This window comes from Vibrio sp. R-1, from assembly GCF_035615595.1.
In the GTDB taxonomy this organism is placed as follows: domain Bacteria; phylum Pseudomonadota; class Gammaproteobacteria; order Enterobacterales; family Vibrionaceae; genus Vibrio; species Vibrio cholerae.
In genome coordinates this window covers 1-629 of record NZ_WPDC01000271.1, presented here as the reverse complement: position 1 = coordinate 629, position 629 = coordinate 1, and the positions used below count along the sequence as shown (strand labels likewise).

The following is a 629-nucleotide window of genomic DNA, read 5'->3' as shown; positions in this document are numbered from 1 at the left end:
CCTTGCCCAAAATGCCATTTGATACCATAATTAGGTACTTTTTGGTATTTATGGAGATAGGCTCATGGCTAAAAACACAAGTATCACTCTTGGTGAACACTTCGATGGCTTTATTACAAGCCAAATACAAAGTGGACGTTACGGCTCAGCAAGTGAAGTCATTCGCTCTGCGCTACGTCTACTCGAAAACCAAGAAACCAAACTACAGTCACTCCGTCAATTACTTGTTGAAGGTGAGCAAAGTGGTGATGCTGATTATGACCTTGATAGCTTCATCAATGAACTCGATAGTGAAAACATTCGATGAAACCATTTAATCTTACTGTCGCCGCTAAAGCCGATTTACGGGATATTGCTTTATTCACTCAACGACGCTGGGGAAAAGAGCAGCGAAATGTTTATTTAAAGCAATTCGATGATTCCTTTTGGCTTTTAGCGGAAAATCCCGACATCGGTAAATCATGCGATGAAATTCGAGAGGGATACAGAAAATTTCCCCAAGGGAGCCACGTCATCTTTTATCAGCAAATCGGCAGCCAACAAATCAGGGTGATCCGAATTCTTCATAAGAGCATGGATGTGAACCCAATATTTGGCGCATAACGCCCGACTAAGGGGCTGACAACGCA

General features: G+C 42.4%; 2 protein-coding genes. Both read left to right on the top strand.

Going from position 1 to position 629, the window contains the following annotated elements:
- Positions 1-64 precede the first annotated feature (64 nt).
- A complete protein-coding gene (locus GOU96_RS18060; RefSeq protein WP_001107720.1) occupies positions 65-307 on the top strand; it encodes a type II toxin-antitoxin system ParD family antitoxin in 243 nt (80 codons plus the stop codon).
- Entirely contained in the window at positions 304-603 is a 300-nt protein-coding gene (locus tag GOU96_RS18055; protein ID WP_000802134.1) for a type II toxin-antitoxin system RelE/ParE family toxin, read from the top strand. The genes GOU96_RS18060 and GOU96_RS18055 overlap by 4 nt, the downstream gene beginning before the upstream one ends.
- The last annotated feature ends 26 nt before the right edge of the window (positions 604-629 follow it).

Coding starts and splice junctions, on each gene's coding strand:
- GOU96_RS18055 (WP_000802134.1), top strand. CDS start 304: ATGAAACCATTTAATCTTACTGTCGCCGCTAAAGCCGATTTACGGGAT.
- GOU96_RS18060 (WP_001107720.1), top strand. CDS start 65: ATGGCTAAAAACACAAGTATCACTCTTGGTGAACACTTCGATGGCTTT.